Annotated in this window: 20 protein-coding genes; 19 read left to right on the top strand and 1 reads right to left on the bottom strand. The window is 47.4% G+C overall.

The genetic code is table 11. The features are described from left to right. The first annotated feature begins 1 nt into the window (after window position 1). The 13 genes from T456_RS0113840 to ilvN (T456_RS0113780) all read left to right on the top strand — a co-directional run bounded on the left by T456_RS0113840 (window position 2) and on the right by ilvN (T456_RS0113780) (window position 16,332). Window positions 2-4,042: a hypothetical protein gene (locus tag T456_RS0113840; RefSeq protein WP_024866614.1), complete on the top strand. Its 4,041-nt coding sequence runs from the start codon at window positions 2-4 to the stop codon at window positions 4,040-4,042. 98 nt (window positions 4,043-4,140) lie between these two features. Then, on the top strand, window positions 4,141-4,824 hold the full coding sequence (locus T456_RS0113835) for a F0F1 ATP synthase subunit A (protein ID WP_024866613.1): 684 nt from the start codon (window positions 4,141-4,143) through the stop codon (window positions 4,822-4,824). A 24-nt stretch (window positions 4,825-4,848) separates the two neighbouring features. Next, the gene (atpE, locus tag T456_RS0113830) at window positions 4,849-5,067 is read left to right on the top strand and encodes an ATP synthase F0 subunit C (RefSeq protein ID WP_024866612.1); all 219 of its coding nucleotides are present in this window, start codon (window positions 4,849-4,851) and stop codon (window positions 5,065-5,067) included. A 26-nt stretch (window positions 5,068-5,093) separates the two neighbouring features. Beyond that, on the top strand, window positions 5,094-5,585 hold the full coding sequence (locus T456_RS0113825) for a F0F1 ATP synthase subunit B family protein (RefSeq protein ID WP_024866611.1): 492 nt from the start codon (window positions 5,094-5,096) through the stop codon (window positions 5,583-5,585). After that, a complete protein-coding gene (gene atpA / locus T456_RS0113820) occupies window positions 5,578-7,335 on the top strand; it encodes a F0F1 ATP synthase subunit alpha (RefSeq protein ID WP_024866610.1) in 1,758 nt (585 codons plus the stop codon). The genes T456_RS0113825 and atpA overlap by 8 nt, the downstream gene beginning before the upstream one ends. Window position 7,336: 1 nt before the next feature. Continuing rightward, entirely contained in the window at window positions 7,337-8,272 is a 936-nt protein-coding gene (atpG, locus tag T456_RS0113815; protein WP_024866609.1) for an ATP synthase F1 subunit gamma, read from the top strand. A 21-nt stretch (window positions 8,273-8,293) separates the two neighbouring features. After that, complete coding sequence (atpD, locus tag T456_RS0113810; RefSeq protein ID WP_024866608.1) at window positions 8,294-9,685, top strand: F0F1 ATP synthase subunit beta; 1,392 nt, start codon at window positions 8,294-8,296, stop codon at window positions 9,683-9,685. Window positions 9,686-9,688: 3 nt separating this feature from the next. Beyond that, a complete protein-coding gene (gene atpC / locus T456_RS0113805; protein WP_024866607.1) occupies window positions 9,689-10,120 on the top strand; it encodes an ATP synthase F1 subunit epsilon in 432 nt (143 codons plus the stop codon). Then, window positions 10,117-10,590 carry a hypothetical protein gene (locus T456_RS0113800; protein ID WP_024866606.1) on the top strand — a complete coding sequence of 158 codons (474 nt, stop codon included), beginning with the start codon at window positions 10,117-10,119 and terminating at the stop codon, window positions 10,588-10,590. Before atpC ends, T456_RS0113800 begins: the two co-directional genes overlap by 4 nt. Further along, window positions 10,580-11,674, top strand: a complete 1,095-nt coding sequence (locus tag T456_RS0113795; RefSeq protein ID WP_024866605.1) for an acyltransferase family protein — start codon at window positions 10,580-10,582, stop codon at window positions 11,672-11,674. Before T456_RS0113800 ends, T456_RS0113795 begins: the two co-directional genes overlap by 11 nt. Continuing rightward, window positions 11,652-14,183, top strand: a complete 2,532-nt coding sequence (locus tag T456_RS0113790) for a homocysteine S-methyltransferase family protein (RefSeq protein WP_024866604.1) — start codon at window positions 11,652-11,654, stop codon at window positions 14,181-14,183. The genes T456_RS0113795 and T456_RS0113790 overlap by 23 nt, the downstream gene beginning before the upstream one ends. Window positions 14,184-14,208: 25 nt before the next feature. Continuing rightward, window positions 14,209-15,834: a biosynthetic-type acetolactate synthase large subunit gene (gene ilvB / locus T456_RS0113785; protein ID WP_024866603.1), complete on the top strand. Its 1,626-nt coding sequence runs from the start codon at window positions 14,209-14,211 to the stop codon at window positions 15,832-15,834. Between the two features lie 15 nt (window positions 15,835-15,849). Beyond that, complete coding sequence (gene ilvN / locus T456_RS0113780) at window positions 15,850-16,332, top strand: acetolactate synthase small subunit (RefSeq protein ID WP_024866602.1); 483 nt, start codon at window positions 15,850-15,852, stop codon at window positions 16,330-16,332. Between the two features lie 20 nt (window positions 16,333-16,352). Here ilvN (T456_RS0113780) and T456_RS22570 read toward each other — a convergent pair whose 3' ends face one another. Continuing rightward, complete coding sequence (locus T456_RS22570) at window positions 16,353-16,517, bottom strand: hypothetical protein (RefSeq protein WP_155838113.1); 165 nt, start codon at window positions 16,515-16,517, stop codon at window positions 16,353-16,355. Window positions 16,518-16,866: 349 nt separating this feature from the next. On the opposite strand from T456_RS22570, the gene ilvN (T456_RS0113770) reads away from it, so the two are divergent. The 6 genes from ilvN (T456_RS0113770) (at window position 16,867) to T456_RS21540 (ending at window position 24,301) form a co-directional block, all read left to right on the top strand. Next, complete coding sequence (gene ilvN, locus T456_RS0113770; protein WP_024866601.1) at window positions 16,867-17,370, top strand: acetolactate synthase small subunit; 504 nt, start codon at window positions 16,867-16,869, stop codon at window positions 17,368-17,370. Window positions 17,371-17,396: 26 nt separating this feature from the next. Continuing rightward, a complete protein-coding gene (gene ilvC / locus T456_RS0113765; RefSeq protein WP_024866600.1) occupies window positions 17,397-18,425 on the top strand; it encodes a ketol-acid reductoisomerase in 1,029 nt (342 codons plus the stop codon). 100 nt (window positions 18,426-18,525) lie between these two features. Next, the gene (locus T456_RS0113760) at window positions 18,526-21,003 is read left to right on the top strand and encodes a YfhO family protein (RefSeq protein ID WP_197026902.1); all 2,478 of its coding nucleotides are present in this window, start codon (window positions 18,526-18,528) and stop codon (window positions 21,001-21,003) included. A gap of 96 nt (window positions 21,004-21,099) precedes the next feature. Continuing rightward, complete coding sequence (gene leuC / locus T456_RS0113755; RefSeq protein ID WP_024866598.1) at window positions 21,100-22,371, top strand: 3-isopropylmalate dehydratase large subunit; 1,272 nt, start codon at window positions 21,100-21,102, stop codon at window positions 22,369-22,371. A gap of 15 nt (window positions 22,372-22,386) precedes the next feature. Continuing rightward, window positions 22,387-22,878, top strand: a complete 492-nt coding sequence (leuD, locus tag T456_RS0113750; RefSeq protein ID WP_024866597.1) for a 3-isopropylmalate dehydratase small subunit — start codon at window positions 22,387-22,389, stop codon at window positions 22,876-22,878. 121 nt (window positions 22,879-22,999) lie between these two features. Then, window positions 23,000-24,301: a hypothetical protein gene (locus tag T456_RS21540; RefSeq protein WP_024866596.1), complete on the top strand. Its 1,302-nt coding sequence runs from the start codon at window positions 23,000-23,002 to the stop codon at window positions 24,299-24,301. Window positions 24,302-24,325 lie beyond the last annotated feature (24 nt).

Here is a 24,325-nt window from a genome sequence, read left to right as displayed (position 1 = left end):
TATGAAAAAGAGGATAATTGCAGCCCTTCTTGCGGCTATGGTATTTACAACTTCAGCAGTAGTTTCTTTTGCCGAGAATGAGAACGGAGTATCTCAGGAAGCCGGATCTCTTCCTGAGGACGTTACAACAGGTACCCAGGAAAAAGAAAAAGAGGATGCAGTAGACGTTGATGCCGATATCGAAGATGAGCTTTCAAGCTTTATTCCCGTGGCCATGGAAGAGATAAAGATCGGAACAGCAGATGAGCTTCTTGGCTTTGCGGAGAAATGTAAGATGGATACCTGGTCTGCCAACAAGAAGGTTGTACTTACAGAGAACATCAGCCTTGTGGGCAAGAACTTCACCGGTATTCCTTCCTTTGGCGGAGTGTTTGATGGACAGGGACACACCGTTTCTGAGGTTAACATCAAGTCAGGCCAGTCTTACGTTGGATTTTTTACACACATTCAGAAGAATGCGGTAGTTATGAACCTTAATGTTACAGGTTCAATTATGCCTACCGGAGATACCACCATTATCGGTGGTTTCTGCGGTGAGAATGCCGGATATATAAATGAGTGCAGCTTCAAGGGAGTTGTTAACGGCAAGGACTATATAGGAGGAATTGCAGGTATCAACCAGCTTTCCGGAGACATCAGATTCTGTACGGCTGAAGGCTTTATCAGCGGAACTCATTTCACAGGTGGAATCGCCGGCAAGAACGACGGTAATATCGCAAACTGCAAGAACGAAGCCCTTGTAAATACAACCAATACAGATACAGAGATAACCATCGACTCCATGGAAAAGCTTAATACTGTTCTGAATGTACTTAAGAACGGTGTTGATAAGGAAGACGACGAGGCAGATGCAGACGTAACAGTTACAGACATCGGTGGAATCGCAGGCGTGTCAATCGGAATCATTTCACGCTGCATCAACAACGGAGAGATTGGATACGATCACGTTGGATATAACATCGGCGGAATCGCAGGAAGACAGTCCGGATATCTCTACAACTGCACCAACAACGGAAACGTTAAGGGCAGAAAGGATATCGGAGGAATTGTCGGACAGGCAGAACCCTATATCACTGTAGACTTTGCAACCGACATCGCTTATCAGCTTCAGGAGGCTGTGGCTCAGCTTCACGACACCGTTGCAGCAACTCTGAATGATACCAAGAATCAGTCAGACACCATAACAGCAAGACTTGCTGTGATCCAGCAGTTTACAGGAAAGGCTGTTGAGGATACCAGATATCTTGCAAACGGTACCGTTGATTTCGTAAATGATGCTTCTGCAGCAACAACAGAGGCTATCTCAAGAGTAGATTACGTTCTTGAGGAATCTTCCAAGAACGGCGGACCTATCGACAATGTTACAAACGCTGCAGGAAGCGGCAAAGCAGCAGCACACAAGATGAAGGATGCTGCAGGGGATCTGAATATTGATAACTATATTACAGATCCTGATGAGCGCAGGCAGTACGAAGAATCTAAGGCTACTCTTGTAAGTGCTGCGCAGCAATATGAAGAGAATTACAATAATTCATATAATGTTTACTACAACACATATGTCTCTTCAGAAAAGAATGACCTCGATTATTCTGCTTCTACATCAGATCTTAAATATTACGATGAGAACGGCAATGTGGTTGACGAGAGCGGTTGGGATCATTTGGACAACCACATACAGGAGCACATTAAAAATGGAACCGGTCCCGCTATTAAAGGAACCTGGATACATTCAAACCCCAATCCTACGACAGGTGAAAAAGATAAGTTCCCTGTAACCAACAGCGAAGATGCAAGGCAGGAGACAGATAGCAAACTGGATCAGTATGCAACTAAGCGTGCTCAGGAAGAAGCTAATGAGCATGCTATGAAGTACTATCAGAGTCCTAAAACCGGAGAAATTGGTAAGGACGCTTATAAGGATGATCTTCAGACTTCTTCTCAGACTCTTGCTGGTATTTACGCTAATCACGCAGAGGAGATGAGTGCCGATACCAGAAAAGACACCTCAGAAGCGATGGCCAATCTGGAATCCGCTTCCGACAGCCTTGAAAAAGCCGGCCAGCAGACCAAGTCGATCCTTAGCAATGTATCAGGCAGAGAAGACATTGTATATCCTCAGTTCTCTGATGAGTACAGAGCGCATACCACAAGCCTTGCCGATAACCTCGCTTCCATGAACGACAACTTCGGACTCCTCAACCAGGAGGTAAACGGAGCTACAGGTGTTATCGTAACCGATCTTTCTGCTGTAAACGATCAGTTCAACAACATCCTTAACCTCTATACCGATGCTCTTGACGGAGTTCTTGAGAAGGATTACACCAACATATTTAGCGATGATTCCCTTGAGGATGCTGAGAAAACAACGGATGCAACCGTTGATTCCTGCTTCAATTTCGGATATGTAAAGGGCGATATTGATATTTCCGGTATTGCCGGAACAATGGCTATTGAGTACGACTTCGATAAGGAGAGCGATGTAACAGGACTTAAGGATTCAGGTCTTAACGGATCCTATCTTACAAAGTGCGTACTTAGAGGAAACCGTAACTACGGCGATGTAAAGTCTCAGAAGGATTATGCCGGCGGCGTTTGCGGACGTCAGGATATGGGTACGATCCTTAACTGCGGAAGCTATGCAAGAGTAGAGGCTTCTGACGGACAGTATGTCGGCGGTGTAGCAGGCGCTTCAATTTCTTATATCGTTGAAGGCTATGCAAAGGGTGAAATGCAGGGTAATTCCTATGTTGGAGGAATCGCCGGAGACGGTAAGCACATCAAGGATTGTCTTACCATTGTAAACATTGACAATACAACCGACTGGTCAGGTGCCATAGCCGGACATGTGGCTGAAGGGGCCGAGGTCAGAAATAACTTCTTTGTAAGTGACGACCTTGCAGGTCTTGATCGTGTAAGCTACAAGCTTAAGGCTGAGCCTGTTTCCTATACGGATGTTATCAATAACAGAGTATTTGTACAGAAGGAGAAGAAAGAGACTCAGGCAGAAGCTCCTAAAACAGAGGAGTCAAATGCAGCAGAGAGTGAGAACTCCGAAAACCCTGCCGATGAGAAGCTTACCGGTGATGGATCCAAGGTTATTGCTGTCAGTACAGAAGGCAAAGACACAGCATCTTCTGAAACTTCTTACAGAAGCCTTCCCGGAGAGTTTGGTAATCTTACCGTTAACTTCGTAGTGGAAGATGAAGACCTTGACGGCGGAAGAGAAAAGGTTGCAAGACTTGTAAAGAAATACGGCGATGAGCTCAAGGTTTCCGAGTATCCAAACGTTGATACCAAAGACGGATTCTACGCAGACTGGGATATTGACGGAATAGACAAGCTCACAAGTGACGTGACAATTACAGCTGAGTATAAGCGCTACAAGACCACACTGGCTGAGAACAATTCTTCAGGAGACGTTAATCAGTCCGAGCTTCTTGTAGATGGCCTTTTCCATCAGGATGACAAGCTCGTTGTAGAGAAGACCATCAATGTTACGGATGAGGAAGTATCCGCTCACCTTGATAATTATGAGGTATTGAAGGTTACTATTCCTGATGACGGCCAGAAGACCCACCAGATCAGATTCAAGGCTATCAACAGATTTGCTGATCTTGCCAATGCCATGGGCGGATATCTTGGCGGAACACCGGTTCTTTATCTTGGAGAAGGTAAGGACAGAGTTGCTCTTAAGAAGACGGGAACTGTCGGAGAGTACTCAACTTATGAAGTAGAAGGCAACGACCTTACACTTTCAGTAAGCATTCAGGGTGCCAAGGATGCAGCATGGACCATTGTTATTGTGGCAGCTGTTGTACTCCTCATACTGATCATCATTCTTCTCATTGTCCTGAATAACATCAGGAAGAACGGAGGCAAGCTTCCGGGACTTATCAGCAGAGTTCTCAATAAGCTTTCCCAGAAGATTGAGAACAAGGAACAGATCTTCTATGATGACTCCAATGATGAAGTAAGGCGCACCTCCAAAGAGGATGACGTGCTTGATCTGGACGATGAATCCGATGAAGACGGAAACCGATAACGCATAATATGATAATATATAAGGGACAGTTTATCATTGCAGAAACTGTCCCTTCTTTCTATAATAGAAAGTAAGTTTTTTCTCAGGGGGTACCTGATATGAAAGAAATGCTCAACGAGTTATTGATGGAGGACAAGACGTTTATCCACGTACCTTTCGGAAACGGCTTTTTTGACATATATAAGTCAGTGTTTGTTTCCTGGATAGTTCTTGCTTTCCTCATTATTCTGATCCTGGTAATGACCTGGAATCTTAAGGTCCACAACATATCCAAGAGACAGGCAGCTTTGGAGACCGCAGTTTTGTGGCTTCGGGGAGTAGCCGTGGGAATGCTTGGAGAGGAGGCTGAAGGGTACAGTACTTATATCGTCACGGTACTTATATTTATAGCCTGCTCCAATATGGTCGGACTGTTTGGGCTTACACCGCCCACGATGGATCTCAACGTAACAATTGCATTGGCCCTGATGAGTATCATTCTCGTTCAGATTGCCGGAATAGCCAAGAAAGGCCCCAAGGGATGGCTTAAGAGTTTCGGACAGCCCATGGCAGCCATCGCATTCATGAATGTTTTGGAGCTGGGTATCAGACCTTTGTCTTTGTGCATGCGACTTTTCGGTAATATTCTGGGAGCTACGGTTATCATGGAACTTTTAAAGCACGTGGTTCCTGTTATCCTGCCGGCAGCTTTGAGCGTATACTTTGATATCTTTGACGGGTGCATCCAGGCTTATGTTTTTGTATTTTTGACGTCCCTTTATATTAAAGAGGCTGTGGAATAAAGATCATTTAAGGAGGAAATCAATATGAACTTAACAGCAATCGGAGCAGCTATCGCCGCATTTACCGGAATTGGCGCAGGACTTGGAATCGGTATTGCCACATCCAAGGCAACAGATGCTGTGGCACGTCAGCCTGAGGCTGAGAGTAAGATCATGAAGCTTTTGCTTCTTGGCTGCGCTCTTGCAGAGGCAACAGCTATTTACGGATTCGTAGTAGCTATTATGATCATTCTTTTCTCATGATCAAAAAATAAGAAAAGGGGAAGAACATGTTAAATATCAGTATCTTCAATATAGCATGTACAATCATAAACCTTCTCATTCTCTATTTTGTGGTCAGGAAATTCCTGTTTGGCAGGATCGATGAGATACTTAAGAAGCGCCAGGAGGAAGTGGACAGCGCCACCAAGGCTGCTGACATCGCCCTTGAGGAAGCCAAGAGCACCAAGAGAGAGTACGAGCGCAAGATATCTCAGGCAGAGGAAGAGAAGGAAACTATTCTTGCATCCATCAAGAAGCAGGGATACGACGAGTATGAGAAGATTGTCCTTGATGCCAGGAAGAAGGGAGACCGCATCATCACCGAGGCAAAGCATAATGCCGAGGCTGAGGCTGAGAAGGCTAGAGAAGAGTATGCGGGCGAGCTCAAGGATATGGTTATCGATGCAGCTTCCAAGATTGCCGCAACCAAGCACAGTGCTGAGGACGACAGCCAGCTGTATGACAAATTTATAAGTGAAGCCGGAGCACATAATGGATAATACTATGAACGCAACACTGCGCTATGCAGTAACCGCTCCGAACCCGCAGCAGCTTGAGGGCATAAAGAAACTCCTTTCGGATAAGTTTGAAGGTGCACCGATAGACATACAGTGCATTCAGGATCCCGAGGTGGGAGGCGGCTTTATTGTCACCTGCGGCAACTTCGAGTATGACTGGAGTGACAAGGGCAGAGCAAAACAGCTTCGCGCAGAACTCAATACCATAAAGACGGGTCTTGGTACTACCGATACCGGCAGGATCATCTCCATGATAAGAGATAAGGTTGAGAACTTCGAACTGTCTGTCAAAGACAGAGAGGTGGGAACCGTATCCTGGGTTGGTGACGGCATCGCCAACGTGGAGGGAATAGACCACGCTTTTTACGGTGAGATAATTGAATTTGAAGACGGTACAAGAGGAATGGCTCAGGATATCAGAGAAGATCACGTGGGCTGTATCCTTTTGGGCAGTGATAAAGGTATAAGAGAGGGAAGCCGTGCAGTAAGAACCTACAAGGAAGCCGGTGTTCCCGTGGGAGAGGGCTTTATCGGCAGAGTTGTTGATGCCCTGGGAACTCCCATAGACGGTCTTGGAGAGATCAAGGAATCAGGTTACAGAGCGGTTGAAGAGCGCTCTCCGGGAATCCTTGAAAGGCAGTCCGTCAATGAACCCATGGAGACGGGAATCCTTTCCATTGACACCATGTTCCCTATAGGAAGAGGCCAGAGAGAGCTTATCATCGGTGACAGACAGACCGGTAAGACCTCCATCGCTCTTGATACCATCATCAATCAGAAGGGAAAGGGTGTTATCTGTATCTATGTCGCCATAGGACAGAAGGCATCCACTGTTTCCAAGATAATCCAGACTCTTAAGAAGAACGACGCGCTTAAGTATACGACAGTAGTATGCGCTACCGCCGCAGATACAGCGCCTCTTCAGTATATTGCGCCTTATGCGGGAACAGCTATGGCTGAGTACTTCATGTATCAGGGCAAGGATGTTCTCATAGTTTATGATGATCTTTCCAAGCACGCAGTGGCTTACAGAGCGCTGTCTCTTTTGCTTGAGCGTCCTCCGGGACGTGAGGCTTATCCCGGAGACGTATTCTACCTCCACTCAAGGCTTCTGGAGAGATCGAGTAAGCTTTCTTCAGACCTGGGAGGCGGCTCCATAACTGCGCTGCCTATTATTGAGACCCAGGCAGGAGACGTTGCTGCATATATACCCACCAACGTTATCTCCATTACCGATGGACAGATATTCCTTGAGAGTGACCTGTTCTTCGCGGGAATAAGACCTGCGGTGAACGTTGGACTTTCCGTATCCCGTGTAGGAAGTGCGGCTCAGACTAAGGCCATGAAGAAGGCCACCGGAAGCATAAGAGTGGACCTTGCTCAGTACAGAGAGATGGCTGTGTTTACCCAGTTCAGCTCTGACCTTGATGAGACAACCAGGAAACAGCTCAATCACGGCGATATCCTTATGGAACTGCTAAAGCAGCCCTTGGAGCACCCTCTTGCCATGCATGAGATGGTCATCATTCTTGTGGCTGTGGGAGCAGGCAGAATGGACGACACTCCGGTAAGGAAGATCCAGGAATATAAGGAGAAGCTGATCACATACTTTAACACCGAGCATTTAGATATCTGCAAGGAGATCACCAAGGGAGGAGATCTTCCCGAGACCCTCAGAAGGCAGATACTGGAGGCTGTGGATAAGTTCAACAGCGAGATAGAGGTACAGTGATTTGGCTAATATCAAAGAGATAAGAGACAGGATTGACAGTGTCAATCAGACCAGGAAAATTACAAATGCGATGTATCTGATCTCTTCGACCAAGCTTCGGAAGGCCAAGAAAATGCTCTCTGAGACAGAGCCCTTTTTCTACGCCTCTCAGGATATGATAAAGAGTGTTGCCATGCACCTTCCCGATGGCGTTGATAACATCTTTCTTGAGACCAGGGGCGATATCCCCGAGGAGAAGAAAAAGAGAGGCTACATCATCATCACCGATGATAAAGGCCTTGCCGGTTCCTACAACCACAACGTGGTTCGCACCGTAGAGGAGAGTATCGCTGCCTTCAAGGGAGAGTGGAAGCTCTTTGTCATAGGAGAGATAGGAAGATATCATTTCAATTCTCAGAATATCGAGATTGAGGAGTTCTTTTCCTTCACACCGCAGAATCCCACTTTGCACAGAGCTAGGAAGATTGCGGCGGAGATCCTTGACTATTACTACGAGCGCAAGATAGACGAGTTCTATATCGTATTTACGACCATGAAGGGCGTAACAAGTGAGGCAAGGTTCGAGAAACTCCTTCCCCTGGACATCATCGAGGATGTGAGAAAAGAAGCACCACCTGCCGGTATGATGCTTGAGGAGTTTCGCATGGATCCAAGCCCGTCAGCGGTTCTTGATAATATAGTTCCCAATTACATCACCGGATTTATCTACGGCGCATTGGTGGAATCCTTCTGCAGTGCCCATAACTCCAGGATGATGGCCATGGATTCCGCCAACAAAAATGCGGATAAGATGCTGGGAACTCTGACAAGGAACTACAATACCCAAAGGCAGGCCATGATAACCCAGGAGATCACCGAGGTTGTCAGCGGAGCCAAGGCTCTTAAGAGAGCCAAGGAAATAAAGGCCAGGAAAATGGCCGAAGCCCAAAACAAATAATTTTTCGAAGAGGAAACGGATTTGGAAAACGGCAAGATAATCAGGGTCATGGGCCCTGTTGTGGATGTACAGTTTAATGACGGCCATCTTCCATACATCAGTGATGCACTGCGGGTTACTGTGGGAGATGAGAAAAGAGTCATGGAAGTCGCCCAGCATGTCGGGGAGAATACAGCAAGATGTATCATGCTATCCCCAAGTGAAGGCCTTCATAAGGACATGGAGGTTGAAGTTACAGGCGGTCCTATCAAGGTTCCCGTTGGAGATGAAGTTCTTGGAAGACTCTTTAATGTTCTTGGAGACCCGATAGACAAGAAAGGTGAAGTCGCAACACAGGAGAGGTGGTCGATCCACAGAGAGCCTCCTGCTATGACAGATCAGAGCCCTGTTGTTGAGATCCTTGAAACAGGAATCAAGGTAATCGACCTTATGGCCCCTTATGCCAAGGGCGGTAAGATAGGACTTTTTGGCGGCGCCGGTGTAGGTAAGACGGTACTTATTCAGGAGCTTATCCAGAACATCGCCACAGAGCACGGCGGTTACTCTATCTTTACCGGAGTAGGAGAGCGTTCAAGAGAGGGTAACGACCTTTGGTCCGAGATGACCGAGTCGGGAGTTATTGAGAAGACAGCCCTTGTTTTCGGACAGATGAACGAGCCTCCGGGAGCCCGTATGAGAGTAGCAGAGACGGGACTTACCATGGCGGAGTATTTCAGAGATGTAAAGCACCAGGATGTGCTTCTTTTCATCGATAATATTTTCAGATTTGTACAGGCGGGATCCGAGGTTTCTTCACTTCTGGGAAGAATGCCTTCAGCGGTTGGCTACCAGCCCACCCTGGCTACAGACCTTGGAACACTTCAGGAGAGGATCACTTCCACAAGACTTGGAAGTGTTACCAGCGTACAGGCTGTTTACGTGCCTGCGGATGACCTTACCGATCCTGCCCCTGCAACGACCTTTGCTCACCTTGATGCCACCACGGTTCTTTCACGTAAGATCGTGGAACAGGGTATTTACCCTGCGGTTGATCCTTTGGCTTCCACCAGCAGGATCCTGGAGGAGAGCGTTGTTGGCAAGGCTCATTACTCCACTGCAATGAAGGTTCAGGAGATCCTTCAGAAGTACAAGGAACTTCAGGACATCATCGCCATCCTGGGAATGGAGGAGCTCAGCGATGAGGACAAAGCCACTGTCCACAGAGCAAGGAAGATTCAGAGGTTCATGTCTCAGCCTTTCCATGTGGCAGAGACCTTTACCAACCTTCCGGGCAAGTATGTTCCGCTTTCCGAGACCATTAAAGGCTTTATGGCAATCATCGGCGGAGAAATGGACAAGTATCCGGAGTCTGCATTCTTCAATGTAGGCACCATTGATGAGGTCGTTGAGAAAGCCAGACAGATAGAGGCGTAACACATGAGTGATATGGTAAAAACCTTCACCCTTCAGGTTATTTCCGTAAACGGTATCTTCTATCAGGATGAAGCGCAGGAGATAATCCTTCCCTGCGACGATGGTGAACTGGCAATACTGCCGGGACATGAGGAGATGATACTGGCAATTTATGACGGAGTCATTCAGATCAAAAAACCTGACGGGGAGTGGCTGTACGGTGTTGTCAGTTTGGGAAGCGTTCAGTTTACCGTTGACAACAGGTGCATAGTTATAGTAAATACAGTAGAAAGGCCGGAGGAGATCGACATTGCAAGGGCCAGGGAAGCCTACGACTTTGCCATGGATCACCTTCGTCAGAAGCAGTCGCCCAAAGAGCTTAAGAAGTCCCGGGACGGACTTGCGAGAGCCAAGGCAAGACTATACGCTGCTTCTAAATATGGGGAGAAAAATTGAAATTAAAAAAGTTTTGTAAAATAGCGATCATTGCCATTGGACTTACAGTTCTTACGGCCTGCGGCAAGAAGAGCGACCCTGCGCTTGAAAACTACAGGGAAAAGATGGAGGAGTTCTATTCAAGTCTTACATATTATGACCAGGCTATAAATGCCCTTGATCCTGAGGCAGAAGGCTCCAAGGAAGAGCTTCTTTATATGCTGGACCAGATGAACGAGAGCTACAAGGAAATGGCTTCTCTAGAGGTTCCGGAGGAGTTTTCCGGTATTTCCGATCTTCCCGGTGAAGCTTCGGATTATATGGAGAAGGCCGCTGAGTTCTATCACATGGCCTATGACGGAGATTTCGACGAGGACAATGAGGCCCTGGCTTCCCAGTACTATGAGAGAGCCAACAACAGAGCCATGGTCATTCTTCAGGTATTACACGGGGAAGTTCCCTCTGTAGAGGGGGTCAGCGTTGACGAATAAAAAAGACAACGAATTTCTTTACCTGATCAAGTTAATAGCATGTCTTTTTGTAATCACAATCCATGCTCCCATTCCCGGCTTTTTTGGCAACGGGATTGGGAGCCTTTCAAGATTTGCGGTTCCTTTCTTTTTTGCGGTTACAGGCAGATTTCTTTTTTCCGGCAGCACTGTGCTAAGAAGCGGTGATGTCCCCGGGATCAGGGCTGCTGTGACCAAAAGGCTCCTTAAACTCCTTAAGGTTACCGCTATCGTTTATTTCATCCACACGCTCTTTTCCCTGATCGTAAATATGCTGCAGGGCATGAGTATCGGTGAATGGTTCTCGATGAAGTACAACGCCTATGAAGCGTTTATCTTTTTCCTGTTTAATTCCGGAAGATTCATTTATGACGGATCCTATGTTTTCGACCATATGTGGTATCTGTTTGCCCTTATTTATGTATATGTCCTGATCATCATCTTCGCGCCGCTGATGAAGCGCTTTAAGGCACTGGTCATGGCGCTGCTTTTAGGACTTTTGTTCTTCGGGCAGTGGCTTAGGATCTATTATCCCATAAGGCCCTTTGACATCAGTATCCACACGCCTTTTATGCTAAGGAACTGGCTCCTGTTCGGAATGCCCTTTGTGCTTCTTGGAGTTGTCATGGGGGAACTGCTTGAGGCCACAGATAATGCCGATTCGGGAAAAGAGCCGGCGATAAGAGCAAAGAACCGCGGAAAAGCCGGAGCCTTTCTCATCATAGCCGGTATGGTCATGAGCGCTATCGAGGACAGGATATTCGGGAGCCAGGAGATCTTCATCGGCTCGGTGGTCATTGTTATCGGAATCCTTTTAGTGGCGGAATTAAGGCCTTATTGCGGAAAGTTTCTCTGGAAGCTTGGCAAAATGGGGTCTTCCAACATATACTTTTACCATGTGCTTGTTATAGCGGTATTGGATCTTCTGTCACAAAACGGGATCATTCCCATGTATGCCATGTGGCAGAAGCCCCTTATAGTGATGGCTGTCAGCCTTATATTATTTGCGATCATACCCTTTGTTGTTAAGAAAGGATATTTGAATGAACAGACAACAGTTTCTTGAATTTGCCAAAGGCAAAGTGCTGATCCTGGACGGAGCTACCGGCACCAACCTTATGAAGGCGGGACTTCCCTCGGGAGTGTGCCCCGAAGCCTGGATACTGGAGCATAAGGACGTTATGATGGATCTCCAGAGAAGATATGCAGGAAGCGGCGCCAACATCGTCTATGCGCCAACCTTTACAGGTAACAGGATAAAGCTTGCAGAATTCGGTCTGGAAAAAGATATAGAGAAGATAAATACAGAGCTTGTGAAACTGGCAAGAGAGGCTGTCGGCCCGGATGTTCTGGTGGCAGGAGACGTCACCATGACAGGAAGGCAGCTTAAGCCTGTGGGAGATCTGGACTTTGAAGAACTTATCGAGGTTTACAAGCAGCAGATAAGCATTCTTCAAAAGGCAGGCTGCGACATTATCGTTGTGGAGACCATGATGAGTCTTCAGGAATGCAGAGCTGCACTTATTGCTGCCAAGGAAATTTCCGATATGGCCGTTATGGTGACCATGACCTTTGAAGCTGACGGAAGAACTCTCTTTGGAAGTACTGCGGAAGCGGGAGCTATCTGCCTTGAGTCACTTGGAGCCTGCGCTGTTGGTGCCAACTGCTCAACCGGCCCTGACAAGATGGAAGAGATCATAAGGGATATGGCAAGGGTTACCAATATTCCCATAATTGCCAAGCCCAATGCGGGACTTCCCAAGGTTACTCCCGATGGTTCAACGGAATATGACATGGCTCCTGAAGTCTTTGTTGAGGAGATGGAGAGGCTTATAAAGGCCGGAGCGTCCATTATCGGCGGATGCTGCGGAACAACCCCTGAGTTTATAGCAGGACTCAGCGCAAGATATAAAGGCGAAATGAAGATCGAGCCTGTTGATGAAGAAGGCCGTCCTCTTGCAAGGAAGATAAACGGGCACAGGTACCTGTGTTCCGAGAGAAGAGCTTTGTCTTTTGACCTGGATGATCTGTTCATGATCGTGGGAGAGCGCATAAATCCTACGGGTAAGAAGAAGCTTCAGAAGGAACTTCTTGAAGGAAGCCTTGATATGGTATCTGAGTTTGCCAGAAGCCAGGAACAGGAAGGGGCTTCAATCCTTGATATCAACGTAGGTATGGGCGGCATCGATGAGAAAGACATGATGCTGAAGGTTCTGGAAGAAGTAATGACCATCACGGACCTTCCCCTTTGCATAGATTCCTCAAGTGCCGAGGTTATGGAGGCAGCCCTTCGTATTTATCCGGGACGTGCTCTTATCAATTCAATCTCACTGGAGAAGGGCAAGGCCGAGGCGTTCCTTCCCCTGGCAAGAAAGTATGGTGCAATGTTCATCCTGCTTCCTTTAAGCCCCGAGGGACTTCCCAAGGACACAGATGAGAAGATATCCAATATAAAAGAGCTGTCGCAGAAAGCCTATGATATGGGCCTTACCATAGAAGACATCATTGTTGACGGGCTTGTAGCCACAGTGGGCGCTGACCCTAAGGCTGCCCTTAACACCCTTGACACTATAGAGTACTGTCATGAAAACGGCTTTGCCACTGTGGGTGGACTGTCCAATATTTCTTTTGGCCTGCCTGAGAGAAGCAACGTGAACACTGCGTTCCTCACCATGGCCATTGAGAAGGGGCTTACCATGGCCATTGCGAACCCTGCCCAGGAGATGCTGGTGAATGCCGCATTTGCTTCAGACCTTCTCATGAACAAGGAAGGTGCAGATCTTAGGTATATCCAGAGAATGCAGCTCTATGCAGCGGCCAGGGAAGCGGCCAAAGAAGCAGCCAGGGAGGCTGCAAACAACCCTGTAGCTTCGGTCTCGGTTGCCACTCAGATGCTAGGAACAGCCCCTGCGAAAGAAGATGTTTCTTTTCCCGGGGACAATATTATTGATATAATAAAACAAGATGTTATCGACGGAGCAAGGCGCAAGATAGAAAAGGACACCAAAAAGGCCGTAGAAATGGGGGTTGAGCCCAAGGCTATTCTGGATGAGGCGCTGATGCCCGCCATCAACGAAGTGGGAGATTACTTCGATAAGGGTAAATTCTTCCTGCCGCAGCTCATAGCAGGGGCTGAGGCCATGAAGATTTCCATTGGGATTCTGGAACCGCTTCTTCAGAAGGATGCGGACCCGGATAAGAAGCTTCCCACGGTGATCATTGCCACGGTTCACGGAGACATTCACGATATCGGCAAGAACCTTGTGGCACTGATGCTCAAGAACTACGGATTTAACGTGATCGACCTTGGCAAGGATGTACCTGCAGAGGTTATCATAAAGGCCGCCAAGGACAACGACGCGTGCGTTATCGCGCTGTCAGCCCTGATGACCACCACCATGAAGGAGATGAAGAATGTCATCGAACTTGCCCGCAAGGAGCAGGTGAAGGCTAGGATAATGGTGGGCGGAGCGGTCGTTACCGAGGAGTATTCACAGGAGATCGGCGCGGACGGCTATTCAGCGGATGCTGCCGAGGCAGTAAGAGTTATCAAGAAGATCTTAAGAATTGGATAAACTGTAACTGATTGGAGGAGATGCAATGACAGGAGCAGAGGCCATTGTAAAATGCCTGGAAAAGGAAAATACCGAGGTTATCTTTGGATATTCGGGAGTTGCCATCGATCCGTTCTGGAATAAGATTCTGGACACGGATATTAAGACTGTGCTGATTAGGACAGAGCAGAACGCCGCACACTGTGCCAGCGGATATGCCAGGATCAGCGGCAAGGTGGGAGTCTGTGCCGTCACATCGGGCCCCGGCGCCACAAACCTCATAACAGGTATAGCTACAGCCTATGCTGACAGCATTCCTCTTGTGTGCATTACCGGTCAGGTTAACAGCGACATGATTGGAAGTGATGTGTTCCAGGAAGCTGATATCACCGGAGCCGTAGAGTCTTTTGTCAAATACAGCTATCTTATCAGGGATGTAAATGATATCCCCAGAGTGTTCAAGGAAGCTTTCTATATTGCGGGAACCGGAAGAAGAGGCCCGGTGCTCATTGATATTCCCTTTGATGTTCAGACTGCGGAGCTGGAGACCAAGTTCTCATACCCCGAGACCATCTCCATGAGGTCCTACAAGCCTACAGTCAAGGGCAATACAGTCCAGATCAAAAAAGTCATCAAGGAAGTGGAGAAGGCGAAAAGGCCCATTATCTGTGTGGGCGGCGGTGTTCACTTAAGCGGCGCCACCAATGAGCTCTTAAAGTTTGCAGAGCTTAATGATGTGCCGGTGGTTTCCACAATGATGGGAATCGGTGTTATGCCCTCTGAGCATCCTCTGTACTTTGGAATGGTGGGCAATAACGGCCGTTCCTATGCCAACAGAGCCATGAATGAGTCGGATCTGCTGCTGATGGTCGGTGCGAGAGTTGCGGACAGAGCTGTGAACAGGCCTGACCTTATCACCGAGAACAAGGTCATGGTGCACATAGATGTTGACCCTGCGGAGATCGGCAAGAACGTCGGCCCTACAATCCCGCTGGTTGGCGATATCAAGAATATTTTTAATGAGTTCCTTACCTATGACGATCACTCCGATGATCACAAGGAATGGGTGGAACTTCTGAATCAGTACAAGAAAGAGATGTCCTCTGACAGAGACTTTTCGTCAAAAGAGTTTGTGGATCCCGGGCGCTTTATCACAAAGCTTTCGGATGCCATGAAGGACGATGGTATTTACGTTGCGGATGTTGGACAGAACCAGATCTGGTCCTGCACTTATCATATTGTCAGAAACGGAAGATTTCTTACTTCCGGCGGTATGGGAACCATGGGATATTCCATCCCTGCGGCCATGGGCGCCAAGATGGCGGACAAAAACAAGCAGGTTGTTGCGGTAATAGGCGACGGCGCTTTCCAGATGTCCATGATGGAACTGGCCACCATGAGACAGTACGGCATAAACGTTAAGATCGTTGTTATGAAGAACGGATTCCTTGGAATGGTAAGAGAGCACCAGCACTTTGCCTACAATGATCATTATTCCATGGTAGAGCTAAAAGGCGATCCGGAGCTTTCCAAGATTGCCGAGGCCTACGGAATGGGCTTTATCAAAGTTGACGGAAGCAGTGACGTTGATAGTAAGCTTAAAGAGTTTCTTGCGGATGACAGTTCATGCCTCATGGAGGTTGATGTGGATCCCATGGCACTTGTTAAATAACCAGGAGGTTTTCCAATGAAGAGAATTTACTCAGTACTTGTAGAAAACAGAGCCGGTGTACTTTCTAAAGTGGCAGGTCTTTTCTCAAGAAGAAATTTCAATATCGATTCACTGGTTGTAGGTGAGACCGCAGATCACAGCGTTTCCTGCATGACCATTGTCTCCACGGGAGATGAGAGGACCATTGAGCAGATTGAGAAGCAGCTCAACAAGAAGATTGATGTCATCAAGGTCAAGACATTTAAAGAGAGCATGAGTATCAATAGGGAACTCATGCTCATAAAGGTCAAATATAACAAAGAGAACCGCAGGGACATCATGGAGAATTGCACCATCATGAAAGCTGAGATCGTCGACATGTCCAAGAACATGATGGTGATCCAGATCTGCGATACCTCAGAGAGAATAGAGCTCTTTATCGAGATGCTAAAGAGCGTAAGCATAGTAGAAATAGCCAGGACCGGAACAGTGGCCCTGACTAAATGTAAGGAACAGTAAGGCGAAAGCTTTACTGTTTTTTATTTGAGGATAATATCCTTTATTGTCTGTATGGTCTGAAGAACATCCAGGCCGCCGTTTACCTGATCAAGCTCATCGTCAGATAGATTTTCCTTAGAAACCTTCTGATCTTTAAGTTCCTTCTCAAGGTCTTTGTTCTCCATTGCTTTGATATCCTTTTCCATGTTGCCTCTCCTTTCAAATCGGGGTTGCTGTTTTTATTATATCTCTTTATACGAGGGATAGAATGCCGGTGGCAATTATTTAATAATTATTTATGTTTTATTGTTTCGAGGATTATACTTTAACGCTATAAAATATTAACAATGTAAAGTGCAGAAGAAAAAGTTGTTGACTTTGGTGTTAAGAGTGCTATAATTTGACTTAATTGATTCAAAAACAGCCAAAAACAATACTGAAAAGCAGTAAAATCACCGGTGTAAACAGATGCGAAACTTTACACTTTAAAGTGCAAAAGGATGCCGATGAATACAGGGATTGAATTGGCTTAAAGGAGAGCTGAAAATGCAGCAGATGCAGAAAAAAGTGTTCCAATTGATCGTAGACAACACCTCAGGTGTTCTGTCCAGGATATCCGGCCTCTTTTCAAGACGCGGATACAACATTGAGAGCATTACTGCGGGAGTTACGGCTGATCCCAGGTTCACCAGAATTACAATTGTTGCCACAGGAGACGATGTGATCCTCGATCAGATCGAGAAGCAGGTGGCCAAGCTGGTGGATGTCAGAGATATCCATGAACTGCTCCCGGAGGACAGTGTTTACAGAGAACTGGCCATGGTGAAGGTCAGGGCTGAAGCGGACAAGAGACAGAGCATTCTCGCAACAGCCAATATCTTCAGAGGCAACATCGTAGATGTAAGCCCTGATTCACTTATCATCGAGATCACCGGCAATCAGTCCAAGGTGGACGCCTTCCTTAAGCTCCTTGAAGGATATGAGATCCTTGAACTGGCAAGGACCGGAATTGCAGGTCTCGGACGCGGAACTGATAAAGTCATCTACATAGATGAATAAATAATAACGATATGGAGGAGAATATTATGTCACAGGAAGCACGTATTTTTTATCAGGAAGATTGTAACCTTTCACTGCTGGAGGGCAAGACAATTGCCATCATCGGCTATGGCTCACAGGGACACGCACATGCCCTTAACCTCAAGGAGTCAGGATGCAACGTAATCGTTGGACTTTATGAAGGCTCCAAGAGCAAAGCTAAGGCTGAGGCTCAGGGACTTAAGGTTTACAACACAGCAGAGGCTGCCAAGATGGCTGATATCATCATGATTCTGATCAACGATGAGAAGCAGGCCAAGATGTACAAAGAGGACATCGAGCCCAACCTTCAGCCCGGCAACATGCTTATGTTTGCACACGGTTTCAACGTACACTTCGGCCTTATCAAGGCTCCCAAGGATGTTGACGTTGCCATGATCGCTCCCAAGGCTCCCGGACACACAGTTAGAAGTGAGTACCAGGCTGGCAAGGGAACTCCTTGCCTTGTAGCTGTAGAGCAGGATGCAACAGGCAAGGCTCTTGATATGGCTCTGGCTTATGGCGCAGGAATCGGCGGCGCAAGAGCAGGCCTTCTTGAGACAACCTTCAGAACAGAGACAGAGACTGACCTCTTCGGTGAGCAGGCTGTTCTTTGCGGCGGTGTTTGCGCACTTATGCAGGCAGGTTTCGATACTCTTGTTGAGGCAGGCTATGATCCCAGAAACGCATACTTCGAGTGCGTTCACGAGATGAAGCTCATCGTAGACCTTATCTATCAGTCAGGCTTTGCAGGAATGAGATATTCAATCTCCAACACAGCTGAGTACGGCGACTATGTAACAGGTCCCAAGCTCATCACTGATGAGACCAAGAAGACCATGAAGAAGATCCTTTCAGATATCCAGGACGGCACCTTCGCTAAGGAATTCCTCCTTGACATGTCAGAGGCAGGCGGACAGGTTCACTTCCAGGCTATGAGAAAGCTCCACGCTGAGCATCCTTCAGAGAAGATCGGCGCTGAGATCAGAAAGCTCTACAGCTGGAACAACGAGTCTGACAAGCTTATCAACAACTAAGCCTAATTGAAAAAGCACTGAAATTGGACTAAACTTTAAGAGTGCCCCTTCATTATCGGTGGCACTCTTAATTTATTTGTAACAAGGGGAGAGTATGCCTGTGAAAGCATTGCGGCAGGATTACATCAAGGATAATGTTGGGGAAAAGAGCTGGTATGTTCCCGCGACCATGTTCGCGGCCGGCTTCCTTATGTACCTTCTGGCTATTCTGCCGATCCTCATTAGGAGAGGTTTACCCTTCTTTTATTACGGCGACTACAATATTCAGCAGATCCCTTTTTATATCCTTGCCCACAGGGCAGTCAGAAACGGAGAGTTTTTCTGGAACTGGAACATTGATCTTGGCGGAACCATGTCGGGAGATTTCTCCTTCTATCTGTGGGGCAGTCCCTTTTTCTGGATAACCACGCTGTTTCCCGAAACTGCAATCCCATATCTTATGCCGGGGCTTATGGCCATCAAATACGGCATTGCGGCTGCTGCGGCATATCTTTACATACGAAGATATGTTCGCAAATATACCTATGCCATGATCGGCGGCTTTTTATATGCCTTCTCGGGATTCAACGCCTGCAATATAGTGTTCAACCACTTTACGGATGCGGTATGTTTCTTCCCGATTTTTCTCCTGTGCTTTGAAAACCTCATGGAAGCAGAAGCCGGAGAGAGCGGTTCTTTCATCAGAATATCCGGCAGACCCTTTATCTTTTTTGCCCTGATGACGGCCTTCATGTCCATAGTGAATTACTATTTCTTCTTTGGACAGGTACTGTTCCTGGTTATCTATTATTTCCTTAGATACTTTGACAAAACCGACCTTTCGTTGTCGCTCTTGCGCTTTGGAAGGGCACTTTTTGGCGGGATAACGGGAGTTCTTATCGCAGGCTTTTTCCTCATGCAGGCCTTTGCCGGCATCAGAGGAAATACAAGGCTGGACAATTTCGTCACCGGCTACGATATGCTCATCTACCCCAGCGAGAAGCTTATCTGGGATATTATCAAATCCCTGGCCATGCTCCCTGATATCATAGGCAAGGGAACTCTTTTCTATACCAAGACCGTCAAGAACGCATCTTTGGCGGCTTACCTTCCCATGTACGGAATATCCGGCGTCGTGGCGTTCTTCCTCATGAACAGGAAGAAGAGAACCTGGGAAAAGAGACTGCTGCTGGTTTGCTTTGCTATGGCAATGATCCCGGTCCTTAATTCCTCGTTTTCGCTTTTCAACAGCGCCTATTACGCCCGCTGGTTCTATATGCCGATTCTAATGATGTGTCTTTTCACCGCAAGGGCAGCCGAGCGGGGCAAGACACCCCAGATGAAGAAGGGCACGGTGGCGGCCATATTGCTGTTCCTGTTCTTTGTTGTGGTATATCTGCTTCCTTCAAGGGATGAAGCCGGAGATATCGTGTTCCTTAAGATGTCGGATAATAACAGGATCTTCCTGTGGGATATGTTCGGAACGCTGTTCCTGTGCATACTTTTGTATATTGCGAACTTTGTGCTTCCTAAGACCAAGGGTATTGCAAGGAGAATGGGCAGCGGCATCAAGCGCAGTGCCATTACCTATCGGGATGTGATGGTTCTTTTCCTGGTGGTTGTAAGCTGCATCGTTGCCACCTATATTCCGGTTCGGAACGGAAGCTCCATCATAAGTGACCGGGGAAAAGAGAAGTGGCAGGAGCAGATGCTGTTTAATACTGTAGAGGTGGATCAGAGGAAGTTTGCGAGGGGCGAGGTTGACAGCACATCCACCAACTACGACATGGTCTGGGGGATCCCTTCCATTCACTGCTTCCTTAGCACGGTGCCCTCGGAGATCTTCGATTTCCTTAAAGGAACGGCGGACATCACAAGGACCGTGGAGACCAATATTCCGGTGAGCAGGGCGGGAGTGAGAGCTCTTTTGTCCGGAAGGTATTACTTTGAGAATGCCGAGATCAGCAAGAACCGTGTGTTTAACGACGGTGAGGGGACCGAGGGGTACAACTATGTGGATACCCAGAACGGCTTCGACATTTTTGAGAACAGCAATTTCATCCCTATGGGATTTACCTTTGATTTCTATATTAGAGAGTCGGAGTGGGAGAAGCTTGAGGCCAAGGAGCATGACTATGACCTTGTAAGGGCTCTGATCCTTCCCGATGAAACCGTGGATGAACTTGCGGGGACCATCAATATGAGGGAGCTTACGGCGTCAGATATCCTTGAGGATGAGATGAGCTACTTCAGGTTCACCGGGGACTGCATCGCCAGGGCGGGCAGCGCCTGCACCGAGTTTGAGACGGATACCCACGGATTCTCGGCTAAGACGTCGATGCTTAAGGATAACACGCTGGTGTTCTTCTCGGTTCCTGCAACCGAGGGCTTCCGCTGTCAGGTGGATGGCGAGAGGACGCCGGTATATAAGGCGGACTACGGACTAATGGCGATTCCGGTTTCCGGAGGAGTACATGACATAAGAGTGACCTATTCGCCGGAAGGATTCTTCGAGGGCCTGTTTATGAGTGTTATAGGCTTTTGTATGCTGGGAATCTATGTTGCGTTGCACAGACAGAATGTTAAAAAAGGTCAATAAAAACGATTAAATTTGTTATGTGTTGCTGTTGAAAATAGTATGTTATATTTAGTAGAAATGTATTGATAAAAATTAAGGCCTAAGGAGATTATTGCTATGAGCGGTATGACAATGAGCCAGAAGATTCTGGCAGCCCATGCAGGACTTGACCATGTGGAGGCAGGACAGCTTATCGAGGCTGATCTGGACCTGGTGCTTGGTAACGACATAACCAGTCCTGTGGCTATCAATGAAATGGCTAAGTTCACTAAGAGCGGCGTTTTTGACAAGGATAAGATCGCGCTGGTTCCCGATCACTTCGTTCCCAACAAGGACATCAAGTCTGCGGAGAACTGCAAGTGCGTAAGAGAATTCGCTATTAAGAACAACATCACCAACTATTTTGAAGTGGGACAGATGGGTATTGAGCATGCTCTTTTACCGGAGCAGGGACTGACACTTCCCGGAAACCTCATTATCGGTGCTGATTCACATACCTGCACCTACGGCGCAGTTGGTGCTTTCTCAACAGGTATCGGATCTACGGATATGGCAGCCGGAATGGCAACAGGCAAGGCCTGGTTCAAGGTTCCTTCCGCCATTAAGTTCAATATCGTAGGCAAGCCTTCAAAGTGGGTGAGCGGCAAGGACGTCATCCTTCATATCATCGGAATGATCGGCGTTGACGGAGCTCTTTACAAGTCCATGGAGTTTGTGGGAGAGGGCATTAAGAACCTCACTATGGATGACAGACTTACCATTGCAAACATGGCTATTGAAGCCGGCGGCAAAAACGGAATATTCCCGGTGGATGACATCACCATAGAGTATCTAAAGGAGCACGCTCCCGGCAAGGAGTACAAGGTGTTCGAGGCTGATACCGATGCCCAGTACGATGAGGAGTACACCATAGACCTGTCTACACTTAAGTCCACGGTTGCTTATCCTCACCTTCCTGAGAATACAAAGACCTTCGATGAAATAGAAGACATCAAGATCGACCAGGTGGTTATCGGATCCTGCACCAACGGAAGAATCGGAGATCTTCGTGCTGCAGCAGAGGTTCTTAAGGGAAGAAAGGTAGCTCCCGGTGTTCGCTGCATCGTGATCCCCGGAACTCAGAACATATATCTTCAGGCTATGGAAGAGGGGCTTCTTAGAACCTTCATCGAGGCCGGAGCCATCGTATCCACACCTACCTGCGGTCCCTGCCTTGGCGGACACATGGGTGTTCTCGCCTCCAAAGAGAGATGCGTTTCCACCACAAACCGTAACTTCGTCGGCAGAATGGGCGCCATTGACTCTGAGATTTACCTGGCTTCACCTGCGGTTGCCGCAGCCAGTGCAGCAACAGGCAAACTCTCACAGCCGTCCGAGCTTGGACTTTGATAAAGGAGGAGAATTATGAAAGCCGCTAAGGGAACAGTTTTTAAATATGGAGACAATGTAGATACGGACGTTATCATTCCCGCCCGTTATCTGGCAATTACCGATGCAAAAGAGCTGTCTAAGCATTGCATGGAAGATATCGACAAGGATTTCGTAAACAAGGTCAAGGAAGGTGACGTGATCGTGGCTGACAGGAACTTCGGCTGCGGATCCTCAAGAGAGCATGCACCGCTGGTCATCAAGACTTCGGGTGTAAGCTGTGTTATCGCAAAGAGCTTTGCAAGGATCTTTTATCGCAACAGCATCAACATCGGTCTTCCCATCATTGAGTGTGAGGAGGCTGCAGAGAATATAAATGCAGGAGATGTGGTCAGCATCGACTTTGATACAGGCGTTATCACGGACGAGACCACAGGCAAGAGCTTCCAGGGCCAGGCCTTCCCGCCATTCATGCAGAAGATCATAGATTCTGAAGGGCTCATCAACTACATCAATTCTAAAAATTGAATTTATTTGAACGTCACAGCGTTATTGCTGTGGCGTTCTTTTTTCAAATGTATTATGATAGTATATATCGTTGTTTTATTGGGGACTGTTCATCATTGTTTCGCTTAATTGGAGGATAACTATGGAGTACGGCAAACTTATTAGTGATGTACTGGAGCTTTTTGACCATGATTACAAGTATGCAGAGTGGGCTGTTGTAAGCGAGGATATCATAAGAGACGAAGATACCCCCACTGAGGTCCTTGATAAACTCTACGAACTTGATAAGACCAATCTTGCCGTTCTTCGAGGAATAGCAGCTCATCCCAATGCTTCCCTGGAGACTCTTGAGTTCCTTGCCAAGGATCTTAATGATGCTGTTCGCTGGGGAGTTGCAGAAAATGCCAATACACCTGTGAAGATTCTGGAAGCTCTCGCTAATGATGAGAGCGATGTTATCAGATACAGAGTAGCTCAGAATAAGAATACTCCCGCAAGTGCCCTGGAGAAGCTTGCAGCAGATGCCAGCGATGTGGTAAGAAGCGGAGTTGCCGGCAATCCCGGAACATCTGTGACTATACTGGAGAAGCTTTCAGAGGATAAAGAGGATTCCGTAAGACTTTCAGTTGCAGAGAATCCCAGTGTTTTAGCCTCTGTCCTGGAGAAGCTTGCCAAAGACAAGGAAGAAGATGTAAGAGCAGCGGTAGCAAAGAACAGCGGAAACTCCGAGGCAACCTTCACGGTTCTTGCCCGTGACATCTCGAGTGCGGTTCGTGAGAATGTTGCCAAAAACGACAAGGCACCTTTAAACGTTTTGAATGCTCTTTTGAATGACCCGGAGACCAGCGTAAGAGGAGCTGTTGCGGAGAATCCCAATACTTCTCTGGATATCCTTGATAAGCTTGCAAAAGATGTTAAGCAGTCCATTCGTACTTCCGTTGCAGGAAACAAAAAAGCTTCAGATGAAATATTAAGATATCTGGCAGAGGACGATGACGGCTACGTAAGAAAGGCTGTTGCCAGAAATGAGAAGACCCCTGATCAGGTACTTTCAAAGCTTGCAAAAGATGAGGACTGGAGAGTATGCGAGAACGTGGCCATGAATGTCAGCGCTCCCGAAAATGTTCTTGAATATCTTTCCGGCTACAACGATGCCTATATCAGAAAGGCCGTTGCCAGCAACAAGAGCGCTCCCAAGGAAGCTCTGCTTCGCCTTTCCCAGGACGAAGAGTGGATCGTAAGAGAGAATGTTGTAAGGAATCCCAACGCTCCGGAAGAAGCTCTTATGAATCTTAAGAACGACAATGACTGGCGCGTAGCAAAGCTTGTGACCAAGAATCCCGGGATCAGCGATGAAGCTCTTGAGAAGGTTACTTCGGATGCTAGATTCAGGATCAAGTACAAGGCATATATTGCGCTGCTGAAGAGAGCAGCGAAAACCTAATGGCTATTTAACTATGTTACGATA

The organism is Butyrivibrio sp. FCS014 (assembly GCF_000526935.1).
Taxonomy (GTDB): domain Bacteria; phylum Bacillota; class Clostridia; order Lachnospirales; family Lachnospiraceae; genus Butyrivibrio.
The sequence above is the reverse complement of the archived record's forward strand: the minus strand, read 5'-3'. Positions and strand labels throughout refer to the sequence as shown.

Bases quoted from the DNA above. Each gene is read 5' to 3' on its own strand.
- T456_RS0113840 (WP_024866614.1), top strand. From the start codon at position 2: ATGAAAAAGAGGATAATTGCAGCCCTTCTTGCGGCTATGGTATTTACA.
- T456_RS0113835 (WP_024866613.1), top strand. From the start codon at position 4,141: ATGAAAGAAATGCTCAACGAGTTATTGATGGAGGACAAGACGTTTATC.
- atpE (WP_024866612.1), top strand. From the start codon at position 4,849: ATGAACTTAACAGCAATCGGAGCAGCTATCGCCGCATTTACCGGAATT.
- T456_RS0113825 (WP_024866611.1), top strand. From the start codon at position 5,094: ATGTTAAATATCAGTATCTTCAATATAGCATGTACAATCATAAACCTT.
- atpA (WP_024866610.1), top strand. From the start codon at position 5,578: ATGGATAATACTATGAACGCAACACTGCGCTATGCAGTAACCGCTCCG.
- atpC (WP_024866607.1), top strand. From the start codon at position 9,689: ATGAGTGATATGGTAAAAACCTTCACCCTTCAGGTTATTTCCGTAAAC.
- T456_RS0113790 (WP_024866604.1), top strand. From the start codon at position 11,652: ATGAACAGACAACAGTTTCTTGAATTTGCCAAAGGCAAAGTGCTGATC.
- ilvB (WP_024866603.1), top strand. From the start codon at position 14,209: ATGACAGGAGCAGAGGCCATTGTAAAATGCCTGGAAAAGGAAAATACC.
- ilvN (WP_024866602.1), top strand. From the start codon at position 15,850: ATGAAGAGAATTTACTCAGTACTTGTAGAAAACAGAGCCGGTGTACTT.
- T456_RS22570 (WP_155838113.1), bottom strand. From the start codon at position 16,517: ATGGAAAAGGATATCAAAGCAATGGAGAACAAAGACCTTGAGAAGGAA.
- ilvN (WP_024866601.1), top strand. From the start codon at position 16,867: ATGCAGAAAAAAGTGTTCCAATTGATCGTAGACAACACCTCAGGTGTT.
- ilvC (WP_024866600.1), top strand. From the start codon at position 17,397: ATGTCACAGGAAGCACGTATTTTTTATCAGGAAGATTGTAACCTTTCA.
- leuC (WP_024866598.1), top strand. From the start codon at position 21,100: ATGAGCGGTATGACAATGAGCCAGAAGATTCTGGCAGCCCATGCAGGA.
- leuD (WP_024866597.1), top strand. From the start codon at position 22,387: ATGAAAGCCGCTAAGGGAACAGTTTTTAAATATGGAGACAATGTAGAT.
- T456_RS21540 (WP_024866596.1), top strand. From the start codon at position 23,000: ATGGAGTACGGCAAACTTATTAGTGATGTACTGGAGCTTTTTGACCAT.